At 64.1% G+C, this 25,079-nt stretch carries 20 protein-coding genes; 7 read left to right on the forward strand and 13 right to left on the reverse strand.

What is annotated here, in order from left to right; all coding sequences use genetic code 11:
• The first annotated feature begins 87 nt into the window (after positions 1-87).
• From B5527_RS39580 to B5527_RS39590, 3 genes are read left to right on the forward strand one after another with little or no spacing between them, the layout of a single operon-like run.
• Entirely contained in the window at positions 88-582 is a 495-nt protein-coding gene (locus B5527_RS39580; protein ID WP_079606326.1) for a MarR family winged helix-turn-helix transcriptional regulator, read from the forward strand.
• Entirely contained in the window at positions 575-1,738 is a 1,164-nt protein-coding gene (locus B5527_RS39585) for an HlyD family secretion protein (RefSeq protein ID WP_079606327.1), read from the forward strand. The genes B5527_RS39580 and B5527_RS39585 overlap by 8 nt, the downstream gene beginning before the upstream one ends.
• Before the next feature lie 6 nt (positions 1,739-1,744).
• The gene (locus tag B5527_RS39590; protein ID WP_079606328.1) at positions 1,745-3,304 is read left to right on the forward strand and encodes an MDR family MFS transporter; all 1,560 of its coding nucleotides are present in this window, start codon (positions 1,745-1,747) and stop codon (positions 3,302-3,304) included.
• Between the two features lie 136 nt (positions 3,305-3,440).
• On the opposite strand, the gene B5527_RS39595 is transcribed toward B5527_RS39590, so the two are convergent.
• From B5527_RS39595 to pcaF, 4 genes are all read right to left on the reverse strand, one after another.
• Positions 3,441-4,502, reverse strand: coding sequence for an aminoglycoside phosphotransferase (locus B5527_RS39595; RefSeq protein ID WP_079606329.1), 1,062 nt, complete (start codon positions 4,500-4,502; stop codon positions 3,441-3,443).
• A gap of 151 nt (positions 4,503-4,653) precedes the next feature.
• Positions 4,654-5,259 carry a protocatechuate 3,4-dioxygenase subunit alpha gene (gene pcaG, locus B5527_RS39600; protein ID WP_245332429.1) on the reverse strand — a complete coding sequence of 202 codons (606 nt, stop codon included), beginning with the start codon at positions 5,257-5,259 and terminating at the stop codon, positions 4,654-4,656.
• Positions 5,259-5,960 carry a protocatechuate 3,4-dioxygenase subunit beta gene (pcaH, locus tag B5527_RS39605; RefSeq protein WP_079606331.1) on the reverse strand — a complete coding sequence of 234 codons (702 nt, stop codon included), beginning with the start codon at positions 5,958-5,960 and terminating at the stop codon, positions 5,259-5,261. Before pcaH ends, pcaG begins: the two co-directional genes overlap by 1 nt.
• Before the next feature lie 130 nt (positions 5,961-6,090).
• Positions 6,091-7,299: a 3-oxoadipyl-CoA thiolase gene (gene pcaF, locus B5527_RS39610; RefSeq protein WP_079606332.1), complete on the reverse strand. Its 1,209-nt coding sequence runs from the start codon at positions 7,297-7,299 to the stop codon at positions 6,091-6,093.
• A 213-nt stretch (positions 7,300-7,512) separates the two neighbouring features.
• On the opposite strand from pcaF, the gene mutS reads away from it, so the two are divergent.
• A complete protein-coding gene (gene mutS / locus B5527_RS39615; RefSeq protein ID WP_079606333.1) occupies positions 7,513-10,275 on the forward strand; it encodes a DNA mismatch repair protein MutS in 2,763 nt (920 codons plus the stop codon).
• A 140-nt stretch (positions 10,276-10,415) separates the two neighbouring features.
• On the opposite strand, the gene B5527_RS39620 is transcribed toward mutS, so the two are convergent.
• The 5 genes from B5527_RS39620 to B5527_RS39640 form a co-directional block, all read right to left on the reverse strand.
• On the reverse strand, positions 10,416-11,213 hold the full coding sequence (locus B5527_RS39620; RefSeq protein ID WP_079607861.1) for a hypothetical protein: 798 nt from the start codon (positions 11,211-11,213) through the stop codon (positions 10,416-10,418).
• A gap of 144 nt (positions 11,214-11,357) precedes the next feature.
• Entirely contained in the window at positions 11,358-11,867 is a 510-nt protein-coding gene (locus B5527_RS39625) for an OsmC family protein (RefSeq protein ID WP_079606334.1), read from the reverse strand.
• 56 nt (positions 11,868-11,923) lie between these two features.
• Complete coding sequence (locus B5527_RS39630) at positions 11,924-12,709, reverse strand: ABC transporter ATP-binding protein (protein ID WP_079606335.1); 786 nt, start codon at positions 12,707-12,709, stop codon at positions 11,924-11,926.
• Positions 12,709-13,560: an ABC transporter permease gene (locus B5527_RS39635; protein ID WP_079606336.1), complete on the reverse strand. Its 852-nt coding sequence runs from the start codon at positions 13,558-13,560 to the stop codon at positions 12,709-12,711. The genes B5527_RS39630 and B5527_RS39635 overlap by 1 nt, the downstream gene beginning before the upstream one ends.
• Before the next feature lie 258 nt (positions 13,561-13,818).
• A complete protein-coding gene (locus B5527_RS39640) occupies positions 13,819-14,793 on the reverse strand; it encodes an aliphatic sulfonate ABC transporter substrate-binding protein (RefSeq protein WP_079606337.1) in 975 nt (324 codons plus the stop codon).
• A gap of 277 nt (positions 14,794-15,070) precedes the next feature.
• On the opposite strand from B5527_RS39640, the gene B5527_RS39645 reads away from it, so the two are divergent.
• Positions 15,071-17,866, forward strand: a complete 2,796-nt coding sequence (locus tag B5527_RS39645) for a [protein-PII] uridylyltransferase (RefSeq protein ID WP_079606338.1) — start codon at positions 15,071-15,073, stop codon at positions 17,864-17,866.
• Positions 17,867-17,889: 23 nt separating this feature from the next.
• Here B5527_RS39645 and B5527_RS39650 read toward each other — a convergent pair whose 3' ends face one another.
• The 4 genes from B5527_RS39650 to B5527_RS39665 form a co-directional block, all read right to left on the reverse strand.
• Positions 17,890-18,294, reverse strand: coding sequence for a nuclear transport factor 2 family protein (locus B5527_RS39650; RefSeq protein ID WP_079606339.1), 405 nt, complete (start codon positions 18,292-18,294; stop codon positions 17,890-17,892).
• Positions 18,295-18,389: 95 nt separating this feature from the next.
• Positions 18,390-18,944 (reverse strand): methylated-DNA--[protein]-cysteine S-methyltransferase, encoded by a 555-nt coding sequence (locus B5527_RS39655; RefSeq protein WP_079606340.1) that lies wholly within the window; start codon positions 18,942-18,944, stop codon positions 18,390-18,392.
• On the reverse strand, positions 18,925-20,439 hold the full coding sequence (locus B5527_RS47470; RefSeq protein ID WP_338065072.1) for an AlkA N-terminal domain-containing protein: 1,515 nt from the start codon (positions 20,437-20,439) through the stop codon (positions 18,925-18,927). The genes B5527_RS39655 and B5527_RS47470 overlap by 20 nt, the downstream gene beginning before the upstream one ends.
• Positions 20,440-20,552: 113 nt before the next feature.
• Positions 20,553-21,029, reverse strand: coding sequence for a PaaI family thioesterase (locus tag B5527_RS39665; RefSeq protein WP_079606341.1), 477 nt, complete (start codon positions 21,027-21,029; stop codon positions 20,553-20,555).
• Between the two features lie 334 nt (positions 21,030-21,363).
• On the opposite strand from B5527_RS39665, the gene B5527_RS39670 reads away from it, so the two are divergent.
• Both B5527_RS39670 and B5527_RS39680 read left to right on the forward strand, forming a co-directional pair.
• Positions 21,364-22,590: an ABC transporter substrate-binding protein gene (locus tag B5527_RS39670; RefSeq protein WP_079606342.1), complete on the forward strand. Its 1,227-nt coding sequence runs from the start codon at positions 21,364-21,366 to the stop codon at positions 22,588-22,590.
• A 298-nt stretch (positions 22,591-22,888) separates the two neighbouring features.
• Positions 22,889-25,075: a transglycosylase domain-containing protein gene (locus B5527_RS39680; RefSeq protein WP_079606344.1), complete on the forward strand. Its 2,187-nt coding sequence runs from the start codon at positions 22,889-22,891 to the stop codon at positions 25,073-25,075.
• Positions 25,076-25,079 lie beyond the last annotated feature (4 nt).

The raw sequence follows: 25,079 nt of genomic DNA on the forward strand, positions 1-25,079 counted from the left end.
GATTCGAGCCATGTGCTCTCCGCGGGGCAGCCCTCCCATTAAGCTGCCATAATTAATTCATGAGCTAGCTTATTATATCGCAAGCTTATGGAGACGATCCGGATGCGCGGTTCTGTGGATATAAACTTTCTGTTTACGCTCGGCGAATTACAGCGGCTGGTGCGCGCTTATGCGGACAAGCAGGCCGCGCGCTACGGTATTACCCGCGCTCAATGGGCGGTTCTGGCCAAGGTGGAACGCACCGAGGGTCTCAAGCAGTCGGAACTCGCCGAACAGATGGAAATGCAGCCGATCACGGCGACGCGGCTGATCGATCGTCTCTGCGACAACGGCTGGATCGAACGCCGCGGCGACGAGAGCGACCGCCGCGTCAACCGACTTTATCTGCGCAAGGCCGCGCGCCCGTTGCTGGGCAAGCTGAGCGGGCTGCGTTCCGAACTCACGGCGACCGCGCTCGAGGGCATCAATCCCGCCGACGCCCACCGCCTGCTCACCCAACTCGAAGCCATCAAGGAAAACGTACGCAATGCGATTCAGAACCCGGCCGGAGAGCCTCCCAAGAAAGAGCAGCGCTATGGCTGAACCGGTCCTCAAATTTCCGCCCGAGCAGAAGGGCAATCCGGCAGCCACGCCGAGGACGAAAGTCGCCGCGGAGCCGCGCCGCCGGCTGCTGGCCGGCATGCGGCGTTACCGTCGTGTGCTGTTGCTCGTGGTGTTGCCGCTGGTCGCTGTGATCGCCGGGCTGATCTTCTATCTCAACGGCGGTCGTTACGTGACCACCGACGACGCCTATGTCGGCGCCCAGAAAGTGCTGATCACGCCCGATATTTCCGGCAAGATCGAAAAGGTCGTGGTGCGGGAAGGGCAGCGGGTCAACAAAGGCGACGTGCTGTTCGAGATTGACCCGATACCGTTCCGCCTCGCCGAGCAGCAGGCCAGGGCCACGCTCGACCAGGCCCGCACCACCTATGACAATCTGCGGGCCAACATCAAGATTTACGACCAGATGGCCGACCTCATGAAGCAGGGCGTCGACCTGAAACAGCGCGATGTCGATCGCAAATCAACGCTGGCCAAGAGCAGTTTCGGCTCGCAACTCGACCTCGACAACGCCTCCACGGCCCTGGTTACCGCGAATGCAGAGCTCGCATTCGTCAAGCAGCAGACTTCCAGTGCCAAAACCCAGTTGCTCGGCAATGTTGACCTGCCGCTTGAGCAATTTCCACCCTACGTGCTGGCCAAGGCTGCACTGGGCCAGGCCGAACGCAATCTCGATCACACCGAGATGCGCGCGCCAATCGATGGCATCGCGACCCAGGTCGACCAGATACAACTCGGCCGCTTCGTCGTTGCCGGCACGCCGGTGTTCAGCGTCATCGACACCGCAAAGCCCTGGGTCGATGCCAACCTGAAGGAATCGGATTTCACCTATGTCACGGTGGGACAACAGGTCGACATCGACGTCGATGCCTTTCCCAATCATGACTTCAAGGGCACCATCGGTTCGCTGAGCCCCGGCACCGGAGCGCAATTCGCGATCCTGCCGCCGCAGAACGCTACCGGCAACTTCGTCAAGGTGGTGCAGCGGGTGCCGGTGCGAATCTATTTCGACAGCAATGACAAATATGTCCAGAAGCTGAAGGCCGGGATGAGCGCCTACACCACGATCGACACCGGCCATCGCCGTTCGCTCGCAGCCCTGCTCGGCCTGTCGCCGGCGGTGGCGGACCAGGACTAGCCGAGCATGACCACGACGGCCGCCGCGCCCATCGCCGTTCCCGGCCTGCGCCGGAACATGGTGACGATCTGCGCCATGACCGCGACCATCATGCAGGCGCTGGACACCACCATCGCCAATGTCGCGCTGCCCTATATGCAGGGCAGCCTCTCGGCGTCGCAGGACCAGATCAACTGGGTGCTGACCTCCTATATCGTCGCCGCCGCGATCATGACCGCGCCGGTGGGATGGATCGCCAACCGTTTCGGGCGCAAGCGGATCTTCGTGATCTGCTCGGCGGGCTTCACGATCGCATCCGTGATGTGCGGGGTGGCGCAGAACATCAACCAGATGGTGCTGTTCCGGCTGCTGCAAGGCGTGTTCGGCGCGGCGCTGGTGCCGCTGTCGCAGGCGGTGATGCTGGACTCCTACGCACTGCATGAGCGTGCCAAGGCGATGTCGATCTGGGGCATGGGCGTGATGATGGGCCCGATCATGGGGCCGTCGCTCGGCGCCTGGCTGACCGAGACCTATTCCTGGCACTGGGTGTTCTTCGTCAACATCCCGTTCGGCATCGTCACGGTGGCCGGGCTGCTCGTTTTCATGGACGAGACCAAGACCAATCGCGAGCTACGCTTCGACTGGTTCGGATTTGCCGCGCTCGCGGTCGCTATCGGTTCCATGCAGATCGCGCTCGACCGTGGCGAACAGCTCGGCTGGCTGGAATCCAATGAAATCATCGGCGAGTTCATCGTCTCGATCGCCGCCTTCTACTATTTCTTTGCGCATTCGTTCACGACCGACAAGCCGTTCATTCAGTTTGCGATTTTCAAAGATAGAAATTTCGTCAGCGGCTGCGTGTTCATGGCAGTCATGGGCCTCGTCCTGTTCTCGACCATGGCGCTGTCGTCGCCCTATCTGCAGAACGTGATCGGCTATCCGATCATCGCCGCGGGCCTGCTGCTGGCGAGCCGCGGCTGCGGCACCTTTGTGGCGATGATGCTGGTCGGCCGGATGATGCGATTTATCGAGGCGCGCACCCTGATCATCAGCGGCCTCAGCCTGACCTGCCTTTCGCTGTTCTACATGACCGCCTGGACCGACCAGACCGGCGTGTCCGAAATCGTAACCCTGAGCATCGTACAGGGGTTCGGATTCGGGCTGGTGTTCGTGCCGCTGAGCACGGTGGCATTCCTAACACTGCCCAACCATCTGCGCACCGACGGCACTTCAATGCTGACCCTGATGCGCAACGTCGCCAGTTCGATCGGCATTTCGGTGGTCATCGCACAACTGACGGAAGGCGGCCGCCGCGTCTACGCGGTATTGAACGAGCACGTCACCCCGTTCAACCATGCCATGCAGATGCCCAATGTACGCGGCATGATCAACATGGGCACCGATGCGGGGCGCGCCATGGCCGACGTCATGATCGGCCTGCAGGCGCAGATCATCGCCTTCTCGCAGGATTATCAGATGGTGATGCTGTTCACGCTGTGCGCCATTCCGCTGGCGATCATGATCGGCTCGACCAAGGCCGCCCTGCGCAGTCAGTCGGCGGCGCCGGAACATGCTGTGATCGAGTAGCTGCGGCCGCTGTTCCGCCGCACAGGCGACATCATGCCCAGACTTGATCCGGGCATCCATCGATCTTCGCGAGATGTCTTTTCCAAAGTGGAGGGATCGCCGGGTCAAGTCCGGCGATGACGGAAGCAACGTAATTTCAGGAAAGCAGTTCGCGGCAGTCGAGATCGTCGACCGCCATGAAAATCCGCTCCAGATTATTCCACCAGATCACCGGCGGGATGCCGTTGGCCTCCTGCCACACCGGCGTCGCGATGTTCCACAGCACCGACAAACGATAGTCGTCTTCCAGTTCGCGGCGGGTATAATCTTTGACGCCGCAGGCCTGAAGCGCCGCATGGTAGCAGTCCAGCAGCGGCCGTTCGACCAGTCGTCTGCGCTCCGGATACCAGTGGATCGCCATCATGTAGGCGAGATCGTCGGAAGCGGTGTCGACGTGCCAACTATCCCAGTCGAACAGCAGCACATCGTCCTTCGCGCCGTCGCGCGGCAGGAAGCAATTCCAGACATGCGAATCGCCCTGGACGATCGTCATGTTGCGATGGGAACGGTACCGCATCTGCAGCCGCGGCTCGCAGTCAATCAGCCGCGCATAGAGATCGCGGCGCCCCGGCGAAAGACGGTCGCCGTAGCGTTCGGTGAACCCTGCCAGATTTTCGGTAAACTGTTGCAGTTGCTGAGCCTGCGTTGTGACATCCTGCCATGAACCGATGGTGACGCCGAGACGCGGATCGTCCCACCACGCGGCATGAAAGCGCGCCCGCGCCCGCACGATGCTTTCGCATTGCTGCAGTGTCGGCGGCAACGGCCAGCGCGTGGCCGCGAGGTGCGAATCAGTAAGATCTTCCAGCAGCAGATGCCACGCGCTGGTTTCGGCGTCCCAATGGGCGTCGAAGCAGCGCGGGACCAGATGATCCGACATCGCGGCAGCAACCTGGCTATAGAACGCCACTTCCTGGCATCCCCCTTTCCACGGACCGCCCGGACGATCCGCCAGCCCCGCTTTGAGAATGAGGAATTCCGGCCCGCCGACCGGGCCCTCGTAACGGAGCTGAAGCCGGAAAATATGCGACAGCAGGGTATCGAACGAGCGCTCCACGACGACGTCGCGCACGCAGCCCTCGCCGAGCACGCCGGCCTTGGGAAGCGCAGCCGTGAGGTAGTCGGCATTCACTGTCGGCGGCAACGGGGCTGTTATCACCGATCCCCCATGAAGCGAGGCCGCGCGCTACGGCCAGATGGTGTCATACGCGGGCTTGACCCGCGTATCCATCAATCTTCGTACGAAATTTCTTCAAAAAAAGATCGATGGCCGGGTCAAGCCCGGCCATGACATTGATAGACGGCGAGCCTCACACGTCGAAAAACACCGTCTCGTTGTCGCCCTGCAGGTGAATGTCGAAACGATAGACCGCGTTGCCGTTGCCCGACTGTCGCGCGGCGATCAGCGTGGCGCGGCGATCGGCGGGTACCAGCGCCATCACGGGGTCGGCGGCGTTGGCCGCTTCGCCGTCGAGATAGATCCGGGTGTAGAGATGCAGCAGCATGCCGCGCGCGAAAACCGCCAGCAGGATATGCGGCGCCTGCGGCTTGCCGTCGGGGTCGGGCACCGAGCCCGGCTTGATGGTGTCGAAGGCGTAACCGCCGTTCGGGTCGGTGCCGCAGCGGCCGAAACCTCGGAACGTCGCATTCGGCAGCGCGCGTTTATCCTGCGGATCGGCGAAGCGGCCCTGTGCATCGGCCTGCCAGATCTCCAGCATGCAATCCGGAACCGGCTGGCCGTCGCCGTCGAACACCCTCCCCTCGATCCTGATGCGGTCACCCGACGCATCGGGGGTGACGAGATTATTGGTGAAGGCGTCGTTCCAGTCGTACTGGCCGTCCGGCGTCAGCCCATACTTGAAAAACGGACCGACGGTCTGCGACGGCGTAATCCCCTGCTTCGAAACTCCCTGCACTATTTCGTCTCCATTGGCGTGGCATTGCGCCCGCGCAGCACGATGTTGAAGCGGTAGCTCAGCGCCCATTCCGGCTGGGTGTTTTCCAGGTCGAAGGAGGAAACCATCCGCAACCGCGCCTTCTCATCCGGCACCGAGTTGAAGATCGGATCGAATTCGAACAGGGGATCGCCGGGAAAATACATCTGCGTCACCAGCCGCGAGATGAAGGCGTGGCCGAACACCGAGAAATGGATGTGGGCCGGCCGCCAGGCATTGTGATGGTTGCCCCACGGATAGGCGCCGGGTTTCACCGTGACGAATTTGTAGTAGCCGTCGGCATCGGACTTGACGCGACCGGCGCCGGTAAAATTTGGATCGAGCGGCGCGGGATGCTGATCGACTACATGGATATAGCGGCCGCAGGCATTGGCCTGCCAGATCTCGACCAGCGCGTTGGGCACGCCGCGGCCATCTTCATCCAGCACATGGCCGTGGACGATGATGCGCTCGCCGAGCGGCTCGCCTGCGTGCTGGGTGGTGAGATCGCCGTCGTTCTCGCGCACCGTCTCATGGCCGTAGACCGGCCCGGTCAGTTCCGACAGCGTATGGCGCATGATGATCAGCGGCTTTTGCGGCGAGCGTTTGATCGTGCTGCGGTAACCCGGGAACAGCCGCGGCGGATGCGCCGCGTTGCTTTCGGTGGGATAAGCTAGTGTCATAAGTAGCTCCTGCCTTCTCCCTCATGGTGAGGAGGCGCTTCTTCAGCGCCGTCTCGAACCATGAGGTTCACAACTTATCCTTCGAGACGCGGCCAAGGGGGCCGCTCCTCAGGATGAGGGGTCCGCAAATCTAGTTCAGCTTCTCGATCGCCATCGCGACGCCCTGCCCGACTCCGACGCACATCGTCGCCAGCGCGCGCTTGCCGCCGCGTTTTTCCATGCCATGCACCGCGGTCATCGCCAAGCGTGCACCGCTCATCCCCAGGGGATGACCGAGCGCGATGGCGCCGCCGTGCGGATTGACGAAATCGGCATCGTCCTTGACGCCGAGCTGGCGCAGGCAGGCGATGCCCTGGCTGGCGAAGGCTTCATTGAGCTCGATCAAATCGAAATCGCTGATCTTCAGTCCAAGCCGCTCCATCAGCTTGCGCGTCGCCGGCACCGGACCGATGCCCATGATGCGCGGCGGCACCGCGGCCGAAGCGAGGCCGAGAATCCGCGCCCGGGGGGTGAGGCCGTGCCTCTTTACCACGGCTTCCGAGGCCAGAATCATCGCTGCCGCGCCGTCATTGACACCAGAGGCGTTGCCGGCCGTCACGGTGCCGGGATTGCGCACGATCGGCTTCAATTTGGTCAGGCCTTCGAGCGTGGTTTCGGGGCGCGGATGTTCGTCCTTGTCGACCGTGACAGGTCCGGCCTTGCCGCCGGGTACCAAAACCGGCGTGATCTCCTCGGCGAAATAGCCCGATGCAATGGCCTGGCCGGCGCGCTGCTGCGAGCGGATCGCAAACGCGTCCTGGTCGGCGCGCGACACCTGGAATTCCTCGGCGACGTTCTCGCCGGTCTCGGGCATCGCATCGACGCCGTATTGCGCCTTCATCAGCGGATTGATGAAGCGCCAGCCGATGGTGGTATCGAAAATATCGGCGGAACGGGAAAAAGCTTCCGCCGCCTTGCCCATCACGAACGGCGCCCGCGTCATCGATTCGACGCCGCCGGCGATGGCGAAATCGATCTCGCCGGCGCGGATCGCGCGGCCCGCGGCGCCGACCGCATCCAGCCCCGAGGCGCAGAGCCGATTGAGCGTGAGGCCGGGAACCGTTTCCGGCAGGCCCGCCAGCAACAGCGCCATCCGCGCCACGTTGCGATTGTCCTCGCCGGCCTGGTTGGCGCAGCCGAAATAGACCTCATCGACTTGGGCCCAGTCGAGCTTGGGATGCCGCGCCATCAGGGCCTTGATCGGGGCGGCCGCCAGATCGTCGGCGCGGACCTTGGCCAGCGCCCCGCCGAAGCGGCCGATCGGGGTCCTCACGGCGTCGCAAACAAATACATCGCGCATTGAATCTCTCCCTGAATGCCGCGTTTTAGGCGCTGAACGGCTGGAATTGATGGCGAGTTTTAGGAGCGCCTTCGCGGAAGGTCAATTGATCGCTGCACGCCAGCGGTGCTTTCGCGCGAGGGCGGATATGCCGGTGCGGAGGAGGTGGAAAACGCACATTACAGCGGCAAACCGATAGGACCGGGCGATAAAATTTTGTAGTTTGCGCAGCCAATGACGATCCAGCAATCCATTCCCCTGCCATCGGATGACGCGCCGGCCGCCGAGGCCGCGGCGCGCGTCACGCCAATGATGGAACAATACCTCGAGATCAAGGCCGCCAATCCCGGGCTGTTGCTGTTCTACCGGATGGGCGATTTCTACGAGCTATTCTTCGAGGACGCCGAAATCGCCTCGCGCGCGCTCGGCATCATGCTCACCAAACGCGGCAAGCATCAGGGCATGGATATCCCGATGTGCGGCGTGCCGGTGGAGCGTTCCGACGATTATCTGCACCGCCTGATTGCCGCAGGCCACAGGGTCGCGGTCTGCGAGCAGATGGAGGATCCCGCCGCAGCCCGGGCGCGCGGCAACAAGAGCGTGGTCCGTCGCGACGTGGTGCGGCTGGTGACGCCGGGTACACTCACCGAAGACACGCTGCTGGACGCGCGGACCAATAATTATCTGGTGGCGATCGCGCGCGCGCGTGGATCGGCAGGTACCGACCGCATCGGGCTGGCCTGGATCGATATTTCCACGTCCGAATTCATCGTCACCGAATGCGCGACCGGCGAACTCGCGGCGACATTGGCCCGCATCAACCCGAACGAGGCCATCGTCACCGACGCGCTCTATGGCGATGCCGATCTGGGTCCCTTGCTGCGCGAATTGCCGGCGGTGACGCCGCTGACCCGCGATGTCTTCGACAGCGCCACCGCGGAACGGCGGCTGTGCGATTATTTCGCGGTCGCCACCATGGATGGCCTGAGCGCGATGTCGCGGCTGGAAGCGACCGCCGCCGCGGCGGCCGTCACCTATATCGACCGCACCCAGGTGGGCAAACGCCCGCCGCTGTCGCCGCCGTCGCGCGAAGCCGCCGGCACCACCATGGCGATCGACCCGGCGACCCGCGCCAATCTCGAGCTGACGCGGACGCTGGCGGGCGAGCGGCGCGGATCGTTGCTCGACGCCATCGATTGCACCGTGACATCAGCCGGATCGCGGCTGCTCGCGCAAAGGCTGGCAGCGCCGCTGACCGACAGCGCTGCCATTGCGCGGCGGCTCGACGCAATCGCGGCGTTCGTCGCGGATACCTCGGCGCGCGACGATATCCGCACCACGCTGCGCGCCGCACCCGACATGTCCCGCGCGCTGGCGCGATTATCGGTGGGACGCGGCGGTCCGCGCGACCTTGCCGGATTACGCGACGGCATCATTGCCGCCGACCAGGCGCTGGAGCGCCTCTCCACGCTTGACGATCCGCCGGCTGAGATCGCGGCTATCATGGAGGCCCTGCGCCGCCCGTCGCGCGAACTGGGGCGCGAATTCGCGCGCGCGCTCGCCGAACAACTACCCTTGATCAAACGCGACGGCGGTTTTGTCCGCGAGGGCTACGAGGCCGCGCTGGACGAGACCCGCAATCTGCGCGACGCCTCCCGCCTCGTCGTCGCCGCGATGCAGGCGCGCTACGCCGACGACACCGGCGTCAAGGGCCTCAAGATCCGCCACAACAACGTGCTCGGCTATTTCGTCGAGGTCACGGCGCAGCACGGCGACAAACTGATGACGCCGCCGTTGAAAGCGACCTTCATCCATCGGCAGACGCTGGCCGGGCAGACCCGCTTTACCACGGCGGAGCTCGGCCAGATCGAAGCCAAGATCGCCAATGCCGGCGACCGCGCCCTTGGGCTGGAACTGGAAATCTTCGAGCGGCTGTGCGCGCTGGTCATGGCCGCCAGCGAGGACCTGCGCGCCGCCGCGCACGCCTTCGCGCTGCTTGATGTGGCAACCGCACTGGCAAAGCTCGCGATCGATGACAATTACGTGCGGCCTGAAGTCGACACCTCGCTCGGTTTTGCGATCGAGGGCGGCCGCCATCCCGTGGTCGAGCAAGCCTTGAAGCGCGACGGCCAGCCGTTCATTGCCAACGCCTGCGATCTGTCGCCGGTACCCACACCTTACCCTTCCCCGCAAGCGGGGGAGCGTAGGGAGGGGGCCGGCCAGATCTGGCTGATCACCGGCCCGAACATGGCGGGCAAATCGACCTTCCTGCGCCAGAACGCGCTGATCGCGCTGATGGCGCAGATCGGCAGCTTCGTGCCGGCGACGCGGGCGCGAATAGGAATCGTCGACCGGCTGTTCTCGCGGGTCGGTGCCGCCGACGATCTGGCGCGCGGGCGCTCTACCTTCATGGTGGAGATGGTGGAGACCGCGGTCATTCTCAATCAGGCCAGCGAGCGCTCGCTGGTCATTCTCGACGAAATCGGCAGGGGCACCGCAACTTTCGACGGGCTGTCGATCGCCTGGGCGGCGATCGAACATCTGCATGAGAGCAACCGCTGCCGCGCGCTGTTCGCCACGCACTATCACGAACTCACCGCGCTCTCCGCCAAACTGCCGCGGATGTTCAACGCCACCGTGCGGGTCAAGGAATGGCAGGGCGACGTGGTGTTCCTGCACGAAGTGCTGCCGGGTTCGGCCGACCGCTCTTATGGCATCCAGGTGGCAAAACTCGCAGGATTACCTCCAGCGGTGATCGCCCGCGCCAAATCGGTATTGGCAAAGCTGGAGGCGCAGGACCGTGGCCAAACCACGCGCGCGCTGGCCGACGACCTGCCGCTGTTCGCGGTCCCCTCGCGCGCCGCCGCCGAGCCGGCGCCGCCGAGCGAGGCGGAAAGGCTGATTGAGGCCGTGAAGGCGCTACACCCGGACGAGATGTCGCCGCGCGAGGCGCTGGAGGCGCTGTATGCGCTGAAGGCGAAATTGCCGAAGCAGTGAGTGGTCCTCATCCTGAGGAGCCGCGAAGCGGCGTCTCGAAGGATGGATGCATCGCGGCTCTCATGGTTCGAGACGCGCCAACGGGTCCGCGCGAAGCGCGGCCCGATGATAAACTCCGACGCGCTCCTCACCATGAGGGCTTACAAGCGCTTGAGCTTTCTCCGCCCGTTCCACCACAGCGCGAGATTCCAGCTGAGGCAAGTTGCCAGCGCGAGGCTGAGCGCAATCACTGAGCCAAACCGCGACGCCGCAACATGCAGCACCGCAATCGCGACGCCGAGCCCCATCATTCCCCAGCCGCTGTTGGCGATCACCGCCGCGGTCGGCGGCCCACCGATGCGCGGGTGCAGGATCAGTATCATGCTGCTGAACACCACCGGAAAAAGCGCGATGACGCCGCTCAGGTCAGGGCCGACCCAGCCCGACAACGTCGTAACCGTTGCAGCCAACGTTGAGACCAATAGCGCGCGCAGCGGAACATCGTACCAGCGCCGCGTGATCAGCGGCATCCTGACATGGCGGAAGCGCCGCATCAGCGGCAGGCAGATCGCGAAGGTTATGACATTCGCCATGATACCGCCGGCGAGCGACCAGTGGATGGTGCGCGACAGTATTGCAAGCGCAATCCAGACCGCCGCCGCGCCGGCAAAACTCACCAACGCACTCCGGCGCTGCGCCAGCACGACATAGGTCAGCCCCAGAAACGTCGTCGCGGCATTGATCGGCAGGCTCGCCAGCGCACCCTCGGCGATGAACGCGGCACCGTGATCGAGCGCGAGAAACACATAGGATGGGCCGGCCGAAATCGGCAAGGTCGCGACCAGCGCGCCGATCACCGGACCCGAACGCTCGGTGATGAAAGACGCCGATACCACGAACGCAGCGGTGATCGCCATGCGCAGAACGAGCGTCAAGATGAAGGCGAGATCGGGGGACATTTTAAGGATGTCGTCCCGGCGAACGCCGGGACCCATAACCACAGCTGTTCGTGTTGCGCGAGAGCCGTCGAACAGCGATTTCTGGAACGAGAGGACACGGCGCATGGGTCCCGGCGTTCGCCGGAACGACAATGAGTTGTGCACTCACACCCGTTGCATCGTTACCGACACCTTGGGCCCGTTCTTGATGGTCTGGTAGACCACGCAATAGCGCTCGGTGAGTTTGAGCAACAGATCGAGCTTGTCCTGCGGCGCCGCCGTGTCGACGTCGAAGCGCAGGCGAATTTCCGCAAAACCAACCGGCGCCTCCTTGTCGACGCCGAGCGTACCGCGGAAATCGAGATCACCCTCGGCGGTAACCAGACCGGTCTTCAACGGCACTTCGATCGCGGTCGCCACCGATTTCAGGGTCACGCCGGCGCAGGCGACCAGCGCTTCCAGCAGCATGTCGCCGGAACACAATTCGAGGCCGGAACCGCCAGTGGCGGGATGCAGGCCCGCCACCGCCAGCGCCCGGCCGGTCTCGACCTTGCAGGCGATGCCTTCGTTATCGATCGACCCCTTGGCCTTCAGCGTGATGAAAGCGGCTTTCGGGTCCGATTTGTAGCGGTCCTTGATCGGGGCCTGCGTGGCGCGGAGTTCGGCGGCGTCCATTTCTTCTCTCCCGAATTTCAACTGAGTGTCGGATTTAATCGCTCGGGGCGCCGATGTCACCACCACATCGCTTCGCCGGCGTTCGATTTCGGCTCGGCATCGGGCACGTTGCGGTCGAGCGAGCGGTCCAGCGCGGTCAGCACGCGGCGCTTGAAGTTGTCGAAGTGCGGCGATTGGCGGTCGCGCGGCCGTGCCAGATTGATCCTGATTTCCTCGAACAAGCGGCCCGGACGCGGCCGCATCACCAGAACGCGGTCGGCCAGCACCACGGCCTCGTCGACATCATGGGTCACCAGCACCAGAGTCGGCCGGGTATCGGCCCAGAGGTCGAGCAGATGGTCCTGCAAATCCCGCCGGGTAAAGGCATCCAGCGCGGAGAAAGGCTCGTCCAGCAGCAGCACTTCCGGTTGCGGCACCAGCGCACGCGCGATCGCGACCCGCTGCGCCTGTCCACCGGACAATTCACGCGGCCACGCACCGGCCTTGTCGGCGAGGCCGACCCGCGCCAGCGCGCGGGCGACTTTCTCACGGCGGGTATCGGCGGGCAGTTCCGAGAGGCCGAAACCGATATTTTCGGCCACGCTGAGCCACGGAAGCAGCCGCGGCTCCTGAAAGATGATGCCGATTTTCGCATGCGGCGCCGAGATAGCGATATCATCGAGCGTCACAGTGCCTGACGTGGCGCGGTCGAGGCCGGCGATGGCGCGCAGCAGCGTCGACTTTCCGCAGCCGGAGCCGCCGATGATGGCGACGATCTCGCCGAGTTCGATTTCCGCGGAAAACCGCTCCAGCGCGTGGACGCCGTTGGGATAGGTTTTGCCGACGCGATCCAGCACCAGCATCAGGCCGCTCCACTCTGGCGGCCAAAGGCATCCTGCCAGCGCAGCAGCGGCGCCGAGCCGATCTCGATCAGCCAGTCGGTGGTCTTGCCGAGAATGGCGAAGATCACGATCGCGGCCAGGATCTGCGCCGGCTTGCCGAGCTGCTGGCCGTCAATCAGGAGATAGCCGAGCCCCTCGGACGCGCCCATGAACTCGGCGGCGACCACGAACATCCAGCCCAGCCCGAGGCCGACCCGCAGCGCGACCACATAGGCCGGCAACACCGCTGGCAACAAAATGCGCCGGATCATCGCCGGCCCGGAAAGGCGGAAGGTGCGGCCGACCTCGACGATCTTGCGATCGACCGACAGGATCGCGCCCATCACGCCGAGATAAACCGGGAAAAACACCCCGACCGCGATCAGCACGATTTTCGAGGTTTCGAAAATGCCGAGCCAGAGGATGAACAGCGGCACCCAGGCGATCGACGGAATCGCGCGGAGCGCCTGCACCGTAGGATCGAGCAGCCGGCGCGCCAGGCCCCAGTAGCCCGAGACAGCGCCGAGCACCGTGCCCGCGATCACGCCGAGGCCGAAGCCCAGGACCACGCGGGTCAGCGTCGCCACGATATGACGCGCAAGTTCGCCGCTGCGCGCCAGTTCGACAATGGCGGCGAAAATCCTGGTCGGCGGCGGCACCAGCCGTCCGTTGGACAGGCCGAGCCAGACCACGATCTCCCAGACCAGCGCGAGGCCAACCGGCAGCAACAGCCCCAGCGCCGGCCGCGCCCAGCGCCGCAGCCGGCCGGTGGGTGCGGGCGTCGCGATCGGATCGGTTCGTTCGGGCGCGGAAAGTTCAACCGTCATGGCCATAGCAAGAACGCGTCTGGTGAGGGAATGCAAGGCGGCGAACGGGGCGATGCTGCGTCCAATGTTCGCCACGAGCGAGGCCTTCTTCCCCTTCTCCCCCTGTGGGAGAAGGTGGCGCGCTTTGGAGCGCACTTGCGCTCCTGAGCGCGCCGGATGAGGGGTCTCTATCCGCGGAAACAGACCCCTCACCCGTCTCGCATCTGACGATGCGAGCCACCCTCTCCCACAAGGGGAGAGGGGAAAGAAGCGTCCGTGCCAGTCTCAATTCGTCGGCAGCGGGACCTGATCGTCGATCAGCGCGTCGAGCGTTGCCTTGACGTCGACCTTGGCATCGATGACGCCGGCCTGCTGCAGCGCCAGGCCCGCGGCCAGAATCGAGTCGCGCTGCGGCGCGCCGATCCGGCTGTGGGTCAGTTCGGTGCGCTCCTTGAGCTGCTTGTCGACCACCGCTTCCGGCAGTTTTGTCACCGCGATGAATGTCTTCTTCAGATCGTCGTAGTTGGCCAGCGAATATTTGCGCGCCTCTTCATAGACCGCGAGCACGCGGCGAACGACGTCAGGGTGATCCTGCAGAAACTGTTCGCGCACATTGAGTATGCCCCAGGTGTTGGCGGCCGGATTGCGGAAGAACAGCCTGGCGCCGTCTTCGATTTCCGCCTGCGCCATCATCGGATCGAGACCCGCCCAGGCATCGACGTCGCCGCGGATCAGCGCGGTCTTGCCGTCGGCATGCTGCAGCAGCACCGGAGTGATGTCCTTTTCGCTCAGGCCGGCATCGAGCAGCGCCCGCACCAGGAAGATGTGCGGATCGGTGCCGCGCGTCACCGCGACGCGTTTGCCTTTGAGGTCGGCGACCGTCGTGATCTTGGAGTCCTTGGCCGTGACCAGCGCGGTCCATTCCGGGCGCGAAAAGACGTAGATCGACTTGATCGGATTGCCGTTGATCCTGGCCACCAGCGCCGCGGAGCCCGCGGTCGAGCCGAAATCGATCGACCCGGCGTTGAGGAACTCGAGCGCCTTGTTGGAGCCGGCCGACTGCACCCAGACGATGCTGATGCCGTCCTTGGCGAATTCCTTTTCCAGCAACCCCTTTTGCTTCAGGATCATCGACACCGGATTGTAGGTCGCCCAATCGATATGAATTTCCTTGAGCGCCTCGGCCGCGGTGGCCCCGCCGGGCATCAGCGTCGCGACGGCGATCATCGCAGCCAGGGCGCGCCGTGAAATCTTGAGCATCGTCGATTTCTCCTCGGAGTGGGAAGGATTGAAACGGATTGCGGGCAAGCGCCACCGCGACCGCCGCGTGCGCCCGCGCCGCACTGCGCGCCTCCAAAAAACACCGTTTTATTTCAATTAGTTAAGCGGGCACGTCAACGAGAAAATACATTCGCTCCAGGCAGCCGCAACGAGAACAGCCTTTCTCAAAGCCGCAAGAATTCAGCATGGACCTGCTGTCGTCCCCTTGCGGAATGTCCCGTGACAGCGTCGGCGCCGTCCGATATCGGGTTAGGCCATGGATAGTATCGTGACAGAAGGCCGCCCCGAGGCCGACGAACGCTTCGATACCGCGCGGGTCACCGCCGCGGTGGATGAACTCGCCGCAAAACACGCCGGGCGAGAGGATGTTTTTCGCGCCGCCACCGCGCAACTGTTGAAGGCTGAACTGATCGCGGCGCGCGCCACCGCGCAGGCGGTGCTGCTGAAGGATCGTCACGGACGGCGCTGCGCCGAACGGCTGTGTTACGTCCAGGACGAAATCATCCGCATCCTGTTCGCCGCCGCCACCCGCCATCTCTATCACTCGCCGATCCCCTCCGGCGCCGAGCGCATGGCCGTTGTCGCCACCGGCGGCTATGGCCGCGGCCTGATGGCGCCGGAATCCGATATCGATCTGTTGTTCATCCTGCCCTACAAACAGACCGCCTGGGGCGAGCAAGTCGCCGAGGCCATCCTGTATTGCCTGTGGGACATGGGCCTGAAGGTCGGCCACGCCACCCGATCGGTTGACGAGTCGATCCGGCAGGCGCGGGGCGACATGACGATCCGCACCGCGATCCTCGAGACCCGGTTCCTGACCGGGGACCGGCCGCTCTACGATGAACTGGTCGCGCGGTTCGACAAGGAGGTGGTGCAGGGCACCGCCGCCGAATTCGTGACCGCCAAGCTGGCCGAGCGCGAAGAGCGCCACCGCCGCGCCGGGCAATCGCGCTACCTGGTCGAACCCAACGTCAAGGACGGCAAAGGCGGGTTGCGCGACTTGCATACGCTGTTCTGGATCGCGAAATATGTCTACCGCGTACGCGAGACCGACGAACTGCTCGAACGCGGCGTGTTCGACGCGCAGGAATACCGCACCTTCCGCCGCTGCGCCGATTTCCTGTGGTCGGTCCGTTGCAACATCCATTTCTTCACCGGCCGCGCCGAAGAACGGCTGTCTTTCGACATCCAGCGCGAGATCGCGATCCGGCTCGGCTATACCTCGCATCCCGGCATGCAGGATGTCGAACGCTTCATGAAGCACTATTTCCTGGTCGCCAAGGACGTCGGCGATCTCACCGCGTTCCTGTGCGCCAAGCTGGAAGACCAGCAGGCCAAGCCCGCGCCAGTGTTGAGCCGCATGATGGCGCGGCTGCGGCCGAGCACCAATCGGCGGCGGTTAGCCGACAGCGACGATTTCATCGTCGACAACAACCGCATCAATCTCGCGGCGCCCGATGTCTTCCGGCATGACCCGGTCAACCTGATCCGGATTTTCCGGCTGGCGCAGAAAAACAATCTCGCGTTTCACCCCGACGCCATGCGCACCGTGACGCGGTCGCTCAAGCTCATCAACACGCAACTGCGCGACGATCCGGAAGCCAACCGGCTGTTCATGGAAATCCTGACATCGAACGATGCGGAAATCGTGCTGCGGCGCATGAACGAGACCGGTGTGCTCGGCCATTTCATTCGCGCCTTCGGCAAGATCGTGTCGATGATGCAGTTCAACATGTACCATCACTACACGGTCGACGAGCATCTGTTGCGCTGCGTCGGCTTCCTGCAGGAGATCGAACGCGGCGGCAACGACGAATTCACCGTCGCCAGCGACCTGATGCGCAAAATTCGCCCCGAGCACCGCGCGGTGATCTACATCACCACGCTGCTGCACGATATCGCCAAGGGCCGGCCGGAGGATCACTCGATCGCCGGGGCGAAGGTGGCGCGGCGGCTGTGCCCGCGGCTCGGCTTCAACGCCGCCGACACCGAGCTGATCGTATGGCTGATCGAACAACATCTGACCATGTCCACGGTGGCGCAGTCGCGCGACCTCTCCGACCGCAAGACCATCGAGAATTTCGCGGCGGTGGTGCAATCGGTCGAACAGATGAAGCTTTTGACGATCCTGACCACCGCCGATATCAGGGGCGTCGGTCCCGGCGTCTGGAACGGCTGGAAGGCGCAACTGCTGCGCACGCTGTATTACGAAACCGAGCCGGTGCTCACGGGGGGGTTTTCCGAAGTCAACCGCGCGCAGCGCATCGCGGTGGCGCAGTCGGAATTCCGCGCCGCTTTCACCGAGTGGCCGGAGCCGGAACTCGACGCCTATGTCGCGCGGCACTATCCCGCCTACTGGCTCAAGGTCGAACTGCCGCGCAAGATCCGCCATGCCCGCTTCCTGCGCGCCAGCGAACAGGCCGGCCACAAGCTGGCGATCAATGTCGGCTTCGACGAGGCGCGCGCCGTCACCGAATTGACCATCTTCGCAACCGATCATCCCTGGCTGCTGTCGATCATCGCCGGTGCCTGCGCTTCGGCGGGCGCCAACATCGTCGACGCGCAGATTTACACCACCACCGACGGGCGCGCGCTCGACACCATCGCGATATCGAGGGAATACGACCGCGACGAGGACGAGGGACGGCGCGCGACGCGGATCGGCGAAATGATCGAGGACGTGCTCGAGGGTAAATTGCGCCTGCCCGAAGTGGTGGCGCGCCGCGCGGCGGCCCGCGGCAAGGCCCGTCCGTTCGTGGTCGAGCCGGAAGTCATCATCAACAATCAGTGGTCGGACCGCTACACGGTGATCGAGGTATCCGGCCTCGACCGGCCGGGTCTGTTGTATCAGCTGACCACCGCGATATCGAAGCTCAACCTCAATATCGCCTCCGCCCATGTCGCGACCTTCGGCGAGCGCGCCCGCGACGTGTTTTACGTCACCGACCTGCTCGGCGCGCAGATCACGGCGCCGACGCGGCAGGCCGCGATCAAGAGCGCGCTGATCCATCTGCTCGCCAGCGACGAGGCCGCGGTGCAGCCGGCGGCGTGACCGACGTCGATCGTCCCCGGCCTTCAGAATTTGGTGATCGGCTCCAGCGCCTCGCCGGTGCGGAGCGCGCGCAAAGGCGCGGTGTCGCAGTAGACCCGTTCCTCGATGATCTTGCCGTTCCTGATGCGGAACTTGTCGACGCCGCGCCAGTCGAACCTGGTACCGTTGACGATGCGGGTGGTCTGCCATTCGATGATCACCACCTCGCCGCGCGAGGTCCAGTCCAGCAATTGCCAGACGAAGTCCGGCGCAGCTGAGGTCTGCACCTGCATCAGACGATCGAGTTCGCTTCCCTTGATCGTTCGGTTCACCATCGGGGTGTGCAGCAACCCTTCCGCATGCCAGAAATCGAGAAAGGCATTGCCGTCGCGCGCCGCCCACGCCGCCGCAAACCGCGTTACAAATTCCTGAACCTCTGCGTCCGTCATCAATCCCTCTCATTGCTGAATGAGACGATGACGCTAGCGGCGTTGCCCGCTCCGGTCTGGCGGTTTACGGACCTGACAGTTTCGCTGACCGAAAATCAGGCCGCGATCGCGCGGCCTCTCGGCGCCGGTTTCAGCACCGCGCCTTCATGCGCCAGCAGCCATCGCTTGCGTGGTAGCCCGCCGCCATAGCCGGTCAGCGAACCGCTGGCGCCGATGACGCGATGGCAGGGGATCACGACGCTGATCGGGTTCGAGCCATTGGCGAAGCCGACGGCACGCACCGCTTTCGGCATATCGAGCTGGGCGGCCAGTGCGCCATAGTTGATGGTGGTGCCGGCGGGAATCGTGCGCAGCGCGGTCCAGACCTTGCGCTGGAACACGGTGCCGGCGACGCGCCACCTGATCGCGTTCAGGGAAGCGAGGTCGCCGGCGAAATATTCTGTCAGCGCCGCCGTAATATCCCTGGGAGCCTGCGCGTCTTTCAGAGCCGCCGCGCCATATTGCAGCCGCAGCAGCTGGCGCAGTCGCGGCTCATGGTCCTCCCAATCCAGCGCGCGCAGCGCGCCGTCGGCGTCGGTGACCAGCAACGCAGTGCCGATCGGCGTTGCCATACGATCGAGCGCAAATGTTTCAGGCGGCCTCGCGTTCATGGATTTTCCCGGATGCTATTGGCTGGATGGAGGCGGCCCACAGATGCAAGGCCGCGTAGGCGCGCCAAGGCCGCCATCGCTCGGCGCGCGACAGCAATTGCGAGGGCGAAGGCCGCCGGCCATCGGCCGCTGCCATCGCGCGCATCAATCCGATTTCGGCGGCGGGGAATGCATCGGGTTCGCGCAGCTCGCGCATCGCGATGTATTGCGCGGTCCATTCACCGATCCCGGGCAACGACCGCAACTTCGCGATCGCATCCTCGAGGCTTGCCCCGCGGCTGAAGATCGCCGGATCGGCGGCAATGGCCTGCGCCAGCGACGTCACTGCCATAGCGCGCGCGTTGGGCATGCCAAGAGCGAGGATATCGGCGCTGGCGAGGCGCGCGGGCGATGGAAACAGGTGGCCGAGACCCTCGACGTCCCTGACCGCCGCGGGAATCGGCGCGCCATGGGCCTGCACCAGTTTGCCGAGCAGTTTGGTCGCGGCGGGAACGGTGATCTGTTGACCGAAGATCGCGCGCACCGCGAGTTCGAAGCCGTCCCAGGCGCCGGGCACGCGCAGGCCCGGCCGCGCCGCAACCAGCGGCGCCAGCACCGGGTCGAGGGAAAGATGCTCGCCGATCATGTCGGGGTCGGCGGCGAGATCGAATACCCGCCGCACCCGCGCGATGATCTGTGGCAGCGCCGCCATGTCAGGAAATCGCACGGAGACGTCGACCCGGTTCCTGTCGGCCGGCGCGACGCTGATCATGCCGCAAGCGCCGCCGATCGCAATCGTGCGCCGGTAGATGCTTCCCGAAACCGCTTCGACGCCGGGAATGGCGCGCGCGGCGAGAAATGACACCATTGCGTCCCAGTCATAGGGCGGCCGATAGGCGAGGCGGACCGACAGCGCGCCGGCCTCGCGCCGGGTCTTGTCGCGGATCCGCCGCAGCGTCGCCGGCGCGCGTCCGAACAGATCCAGGAAGGTTTCATTGAACCGCCGCACGCTGTTGAAGCCCGCGGCAAGCGCAACCTCGGCCATCGGCAGCGAGGTCTCGTGGATCAATTGCTTGGCCAGCAGCACCCGCCGGGTCTGCGCCACCGCGATCGGCGAGGCCCCGACATGCTGGGAAAACAGCCGCCGCAGCTGGCGGGCGCCGACGCCGAGCCGGTTGGCGAGGCCTTCGACATCGGCCTCGTCGAGGCCGCCTGATTCGATCAAGGCGAGCGCGCGCGATACGGTATTGGTGGTGCCGCGCCAGAATGCCAGATCGGGCGAGGTTTCCGGGCGGCAGCGCAGGCACGGACGAAAGCCGGCCTGCTGGGCCGCCGCCGCGGAGGGATAGAACGAGACGTTCTCGAATTTCGGCGTCCGCGCCGGGCAGATCGGCCGGCAGTAGATGCCGGTGGTCTTGACGCCCACGAACAGCCGGCCGTCGAAACGGGCGTCGCGGGTCGAGATCGCGCGGTAGCAGGCGATGCGGTCCATATCCATCACGAAATCATCGTCCATCGCGGCAGGCTTGTCTCGCGGTTTTCGGACATCATCATTCCAGGCTGAAGGCGGCATACACCGGCGCGACCTGGATAATGCATCCTCGGGAACGGAGCCCCGATGCGCGACCTTCAGTTCGGAAAAATCATGCACGTCGTCGTGCCATGCGCCAGCAAGCGCCCCTTGCCGTCGGTGAGCCGTCCTTCGGCCGTGCCGATCCGCCGGCCCCGGCTCAACACGATACCCTCCGCCTCGATCAACCCCGTCTCGGGGGTGATAGGCCGCAGCAGTGAAATCTTGAATTCCAGCGTGGTCTGTCCGGCGCCCTTCTCCAGCGTGGTCTGGAGCGCCAGTCCCATACAGCTGTCGAGCAGCGTGGCCGCGAGACCGCCGTGCACCGTGCCAGCGGGATTGAGGTGGATGCCACCCGGTTCTGCGGTCACGACGACGCGCCCGCTCACCGCCTCGGTTACATCATAACCCAGGGTCTGGGCCATCGTGTTGAGGGGCACCGTCCCGTCGACGAGGCCCTGGACAAATTCAAGGCCGTTCATCTCGGTTCGCCTGATGGCGCTGAGGGTCCCGTAGGTCTTGCCGGTAGCGTTCATGACGGGATCATGCTCGATCGCGTCAAGCCTGTCTCGCGATTTCCGGACCTCATCATTTCCCGCGTAACACTTCCAGCTCAAGGCAAGGCTGGAACATCGCGTTGCGTATCCGGAGCGTGCTAGCCCGACGGCGAAGACGCCCTGTCGGGGGGGCTCGCCGCATCGCGCTGATCCTGCTCTGGTTGGCGTAAGGTCGTTCAGCTTTCCGCTCCTCGTCGTCTTGCATTGCCACTTTCGTTCCTCCAGTATCTTGCCAACGATGGCGCCCGCCATGGCCTGAACAGGACCGCGGGACAAGACCGTCGGCAATCACACAGATGAGGGAACGAGCGACATGAGGAACGGTATTTTTTATCTGGCCACTGCGACCGCGGTTGCCGTCGCGCTGTCGGCATCGCCGGCATCAGCGCAAAAGAAATACGACACCGGCGCGACCGATACCGAGATCAAGATCGGCCAGACGGTGCCGTTCAGCGGACCGGCTTCCGCCTATGCGACCATCGGCAAGGCCCAGGCGGCCTACATCAAGATGGTCAATGACGAGGGCGGCGTAAACGGCCGCAAGATCAATTTCATCCAATATGACGACGCCTACAGCCCGCCGAAAACGGTCGAACAAGTCCGCAAGCTGGTCGAAAGCGATGAGGTGCTGCTGACGTTCCAGCTGATCGGAACCCCGCCCAATGCGGCGGTTCAGAAGTATCTCAATGTGAAGAAGGTGCCGCAGCTGTTCGCCGCGACCGGCGCGTCGCGCTTCACCGATCCGAAGAACTTTCCCTGGACCATCGGGTTCAATCCCAACTACCAGACCGAGGGACGCATCTACGCCCAATATATTCTGAAGAACTATCCGAACGCCAAGATCGGGATCCTCTATCAGAACGACGATCTTGGCCATGACTACCTGACCGGTATGAAAGACGGGCTCGGCGACAAGGCCAAGACGATGATCGTAGCCGAGACGTCCTACGAATTGTCGGACCCGACCATCGACTCGCAGATCGTCCGGTTGAAATCGGCCGGCGCCGACGTGTTCTTCGATGCCTCGACACCCAAATTTGCCGCCCAGGCGATCAAGAAGGCGGCCGATCTCGGCTGGAAGCCGGTGCATATCCTCGACATCAACGCGGTGTCGGTGGGCGCGGTATTGCAGCCGGCCGGCCTGGAGAACTCCAAGGGCGTCATCAGCACCATCTACGGCAAGGATCCGGCAGATCCGACCTGGAAGGACGACGCCGGAATGAAGAAATATCTGGCCTTCATGGCTAAATATTATCCGGACGGCGACAAGGACTCGCTGTTCAATACTTACGGCTACAGCACGACGCAGCTCTTGATCGAAGTGCTCAAGCGCTGCGGCGACGATCTGACCCGTCAGAATGTCATGAACCAGGCCACCAGCCTGAAGAACGTCAAGCTCGATCTGTCGCTGCCGGGAATGTCCGGCACGACCTCGCCGACCGACTACCGCGTCAACAAGCAGCTGCAGATGATGAGGTTCGATGGCGAGCGCTGGCAAGGATTCGGACCCATCATCGAGGACACCGGCGCCAGCGGGTGAGCGCTCCCTCGTCATCCGAGTCTGACTGAAAATTCCGTCATGGCCGGGCTTGTCCCGGCCATCCACGTCTTCGTCTCGAAAAGGGAGGACGTGGATGCCCGCGACAAGCGCGGGCATGACGAGCTCATGCGGAAGCCCCACTCCGGCGCTTTCGCACATGCGGTAGGGTTAAGACTCCTGAAATCGCGGGATATCAATGGCTTGCACGCCGGCCGGCTTGTCAGCCTTAATCATCGCTTAACGCCGCTTTAAACCCCGCCCGCTAGTCTTCCGTATCGGGTGGCGCGGGCGTTTGCGTATGGCGTGGGCACGGAAAAAGAGCGGCGGACGCCGGGAGCCGCAATTCGGGCTCGCCGCTGCGCTTTCGGACTTGCGTCTCAGCCCGCAGGATCGCATTGCGAACAACGACGACAAGCCGAAAAAGCCATCTTCCAAACGCGAGGAAAATGACAGCGACGACGATACGCCGCGCGAGCGCAAGCCGCGCGCGGCTAAAAACAGCAGCAGGCGCAAATCCAATGGTCGCGCACGCAGCGGCCTGTATCGGCTGGTCTATTGGGGCGCGGTGCTCGGCCTGTGGGCGGCGATCGCGCTGGTCGGCGTCATGGTCTGGGCCGGCGCGCATCTGCCGCCGATCCAGTCGCTTGAAATCCCGAAACGGCCGCCGACTATCCAGATCACAGGCCTCGACGGCAGCGTGCTGGCGACGCGCGGCGAAATGGCCGGCGCCAATGTTGCGCTGAAGGATCTGCCGCCCTATTTGCCGAAAGCATTCATCGCGATCGAGGATCGCCGCTTCTATTCGCATTACGGGGTCGATCCGCTCGGCATCCTGCGCGCGGCGATAGCTAACGTAATCCATCGCGGGGTTTCGCAGGGCGGTTCCACGCTGACCCAGCAGCTCGCCAAGAATTTGTTCCTGACCCAGGAGCGCACGCTGCAACGAAAATTGCAGGAAGCCGAACTCGCGATCTGGCTCGAGCGCAAGCATTCCAAGGCCGAGATTCTCGAACTTTACCTTAACCGGGTTTATTTCGGCTCCGGCGCCTATGGCGTCGAGGCCGCCGCGCAGCGCTATTTTGGAAAATCCGCCAAAAACGTCACGCTGCCGGAGGCCGCGATGCTGGCGGGCCTAGTGAAATCGCCGACGCGGCTGGCGCCGAACCGCAATCCCGAAGGCGCCGAAAAGCGGGCCCAGACGGTTCTCGCCGCCATGGCGGACGCCAAATTCATCACCGAAGCGCAGGCGCAGGCTTCGATCGGGCATCCCTCTTACAATGTGAAGGCGGCGGGCGCCGGCACCGTCAACTATGTCGCGGACTGGATCGGCGAAGTGCTCGACGATCTCGTCGGCCAGATCGACCAGAACATCGTGGTCGAAACCACGATCAATCCAAAACTGCAGAGCATCGCCGAAGCCGCTGTGATCGATGAACTCGCGGCCAAAAGCGTGAAGTTCAACGTCAGCCAGGGCGCGCTGGTGGCGATGACGCCGGATGGCGCCGTGCGCGCCATGGTGGGGGGACGCAATTATGCCGAGAGCCAGTATAACCGCGCGGTGACCGCCAAGCGCCAGCCGGGCTCGGCGTTCAAGCCCTTCGTCTATCTGACCGCGATCGAGTCCGGCCTGACGCCGGAAACGATCCGGCAGGATGCGCCGCTCGACGTCAAGGGCTGGAAGCCCGAGAATTTCAGCCGCGAATATTTCGGCGCGGTGACGCTGACGCAGGCGCTGGCGATGTCGCTCAACACCGTCGCGGTGCGGCTCGGACTGGAAGTCGGCGCCAAGAACGTCGTGCGTACCGCGCACCGGCTCGGCATTTCATCGAAACTCGACGCCAATGCGTCGATCGCGTTGGGCACATCCGAGGTTTCGGTGCTTGAAATGGTCGGCGCCTATGCCCCGTTCGCCAATGGCGGCCTCGGCGTCTCCCCGCATGTCGTGACCAGGATCCGCACCGCCGACGGCAAGGTGCTCTACGCACGGCCCGCCGACCAGCTTGGCCAGGTGATCGATCCGCGCAATGTCGCTGCCATGAACACCATGATGCAGGAGACCCTGCTCAGCGGCACCGCCCACAAGGCGGAACTGCCGGGCTGGATGGCCGCCGGCAAGACCGGCACCAGCCAGGATTTCCGCGACGCCTGGTTCATCGGCTACACCGCCAATCTCGTCACCGGCGTCTGGCTCGGCAATGATGACAATTCACCGACCAGGAAGGCCACCGGCGGCGGATTGCCGGTCGAGGTCTGGACCCGCTTCATGCGCGCCGCCCATCAGGGCGTCGCGCCGGTGCCATTGCCGGACTCGCAAGCGGGCGGGTTCTTCTCCAACATCACGCAGGTGTCTTCGCAATCGCCGGCGGCCAACACCTCATTGCCCGCGAGCAACGCCGGGCGGCCAGCGCCGGCGCGAGCGTCGGTACGTCCGGAAGCGGCGAGCGGTCTCGACGGCTGGCTGATGGATCGGCTGTTCGGACGGTAAACTT

Source organism: Bradyrhizobium erythrophlei, from assembly GCF_900129425.1.
Classification (GTDB): Bacteria; Pseudomonadota; Alphaproteobacteria; order Rhizobiales; family Xanthobacteraceae; genus Bradyrhizobium; species Bradyrhizobium erythrophlei_C.

Excerpts from the sequence above, each read along its gene's own strand:
- B5527_RS39580 (WP_079606326.1), top strand. The coding sequence starts at position 88 with ATGGAGACGATCCGGATGCGCGGTTCTGTGGATATAAACTTTCTGTTT.
- B5527_RS39585 (WP_079606327.1), top strand. The coding sequence starts at position 575 with ATGGCTGAACCGGTCCTCAAATTTCCGCCCGAGCAGAAGGGCAATCCG.
- B5527_RS39590 (WP_079606328.1), top strand. The coding sequence starts at position 1,745 with ATGACCACGACGGCCGCCGCGCCCATCGCCGTTCCCGGCCTGCGCCGG.
- pcaH (WP_079606331.1), bottom strand. The coding sequence starts at position 5,960 with ATGACACTAGCTTATCCCACCGAAAGCAACGCGGCGCATCCGCCGCGG.
- pcaF (WP_079606332.1), bottom strand. The coding sequence starts at position 7,299 with ATGCGCGATGTATTTGTTTGCGACGCCGTGAGGACCCCGATCGGCCGC.
- mutS (WP_079606333.1), top strand. The coding sequence starts at position 7,513 with ATGACGATCCAGCAATCCATTCCCCTGCCATCGGATGACGCGCCGGCC.
- B5527_RS39620 (WP_079607861.1), bottom strand. The coding sequence starts at position 11,213 with ATGTCCCCCGATCTCGCCTTCATCTTGACGCTCGTTCTGCGCATGGCG.
- B5527_RS39625 (WP_079606334.1), bottom strand. The coding sequence starts at position 11,867 with ATGGACGCCGCCGAACTCCGCGCCACGCAGGCCCCGATCAAGGACCGC.
- B5527_RS39630 (WP_079606335.1), bottom strand. The coding sequence starts at position 12,709 with ATGCTGGTGCTGGATCGCGTCGGCAAAACCTATCCCAACGGCGTCCAC.
- B5527_RS39635 (WP_079606336.1), bottom strand. The coding sequence starts at position 13,560 with ATGGCCATGACGGTTGAACTTTCCGCGCCCGAACGAACCGATCCGATC.
- B5527_RS39640 (WP_079606337.1), bottom strand. The coding sequence starts at position 14,793 with ATGCTCAAGATTTCACGGCGCGCCCTGGCTGCGATGATCGCCGTCGCG.
- B5527_RS39645 (WP_079606338.1), top strand. The coding sequence starts at position 15,071 with ATGGATAGTATCGTGACAGAAGGCCGCCCCGAGGCCGACGAACGCTTC.
- B5527_RS39650 (WP_079606339.1), bottom strand. The coding sequence starts at position 18,294 with ATGACGGACGCAGAGGTTCAGGAATTTGTAACGCGGTTTGCGGCGGCG.
- B5527_RS39655 (WP_079606340.1), bottom strand. The coding sequence starts at position 18,944 with ATGAACGCGAGGCCGCCTGAAACATTTGCGCTCGATCGTATGGCAACG.
- B5527_RS47470 (WP_338065072.1), bottom strand. The coding sequence starts at position 20,439 with ATGGACGATGATTTCGTGATGGATATGGACCGCATCGCCTGCTACCGC.
- B5527_RS39665 (WP_079606341.1), bottom strand. The coding sequence starts at position 21,029 with ATGAACGCTACCGGCAAGACCTACGGGACCCTCAGCGCCATCAGGCGA.
- B5527_RS39670 (WP_079606342.1), top strand. The coding sequence starts at position 21,364 with ATGAGGAACGGTATTTTTTATCTGGCCACTGCGACCGCGGTTGCCGTC.
- B5527_RS39680 (WP_079606344.1), top strand. The coding sequence starts at position 22,889 with ATGGCGTGGGCACGGAAAAAGAGCGGCGGACGCCGGGAGCCGCAATTC.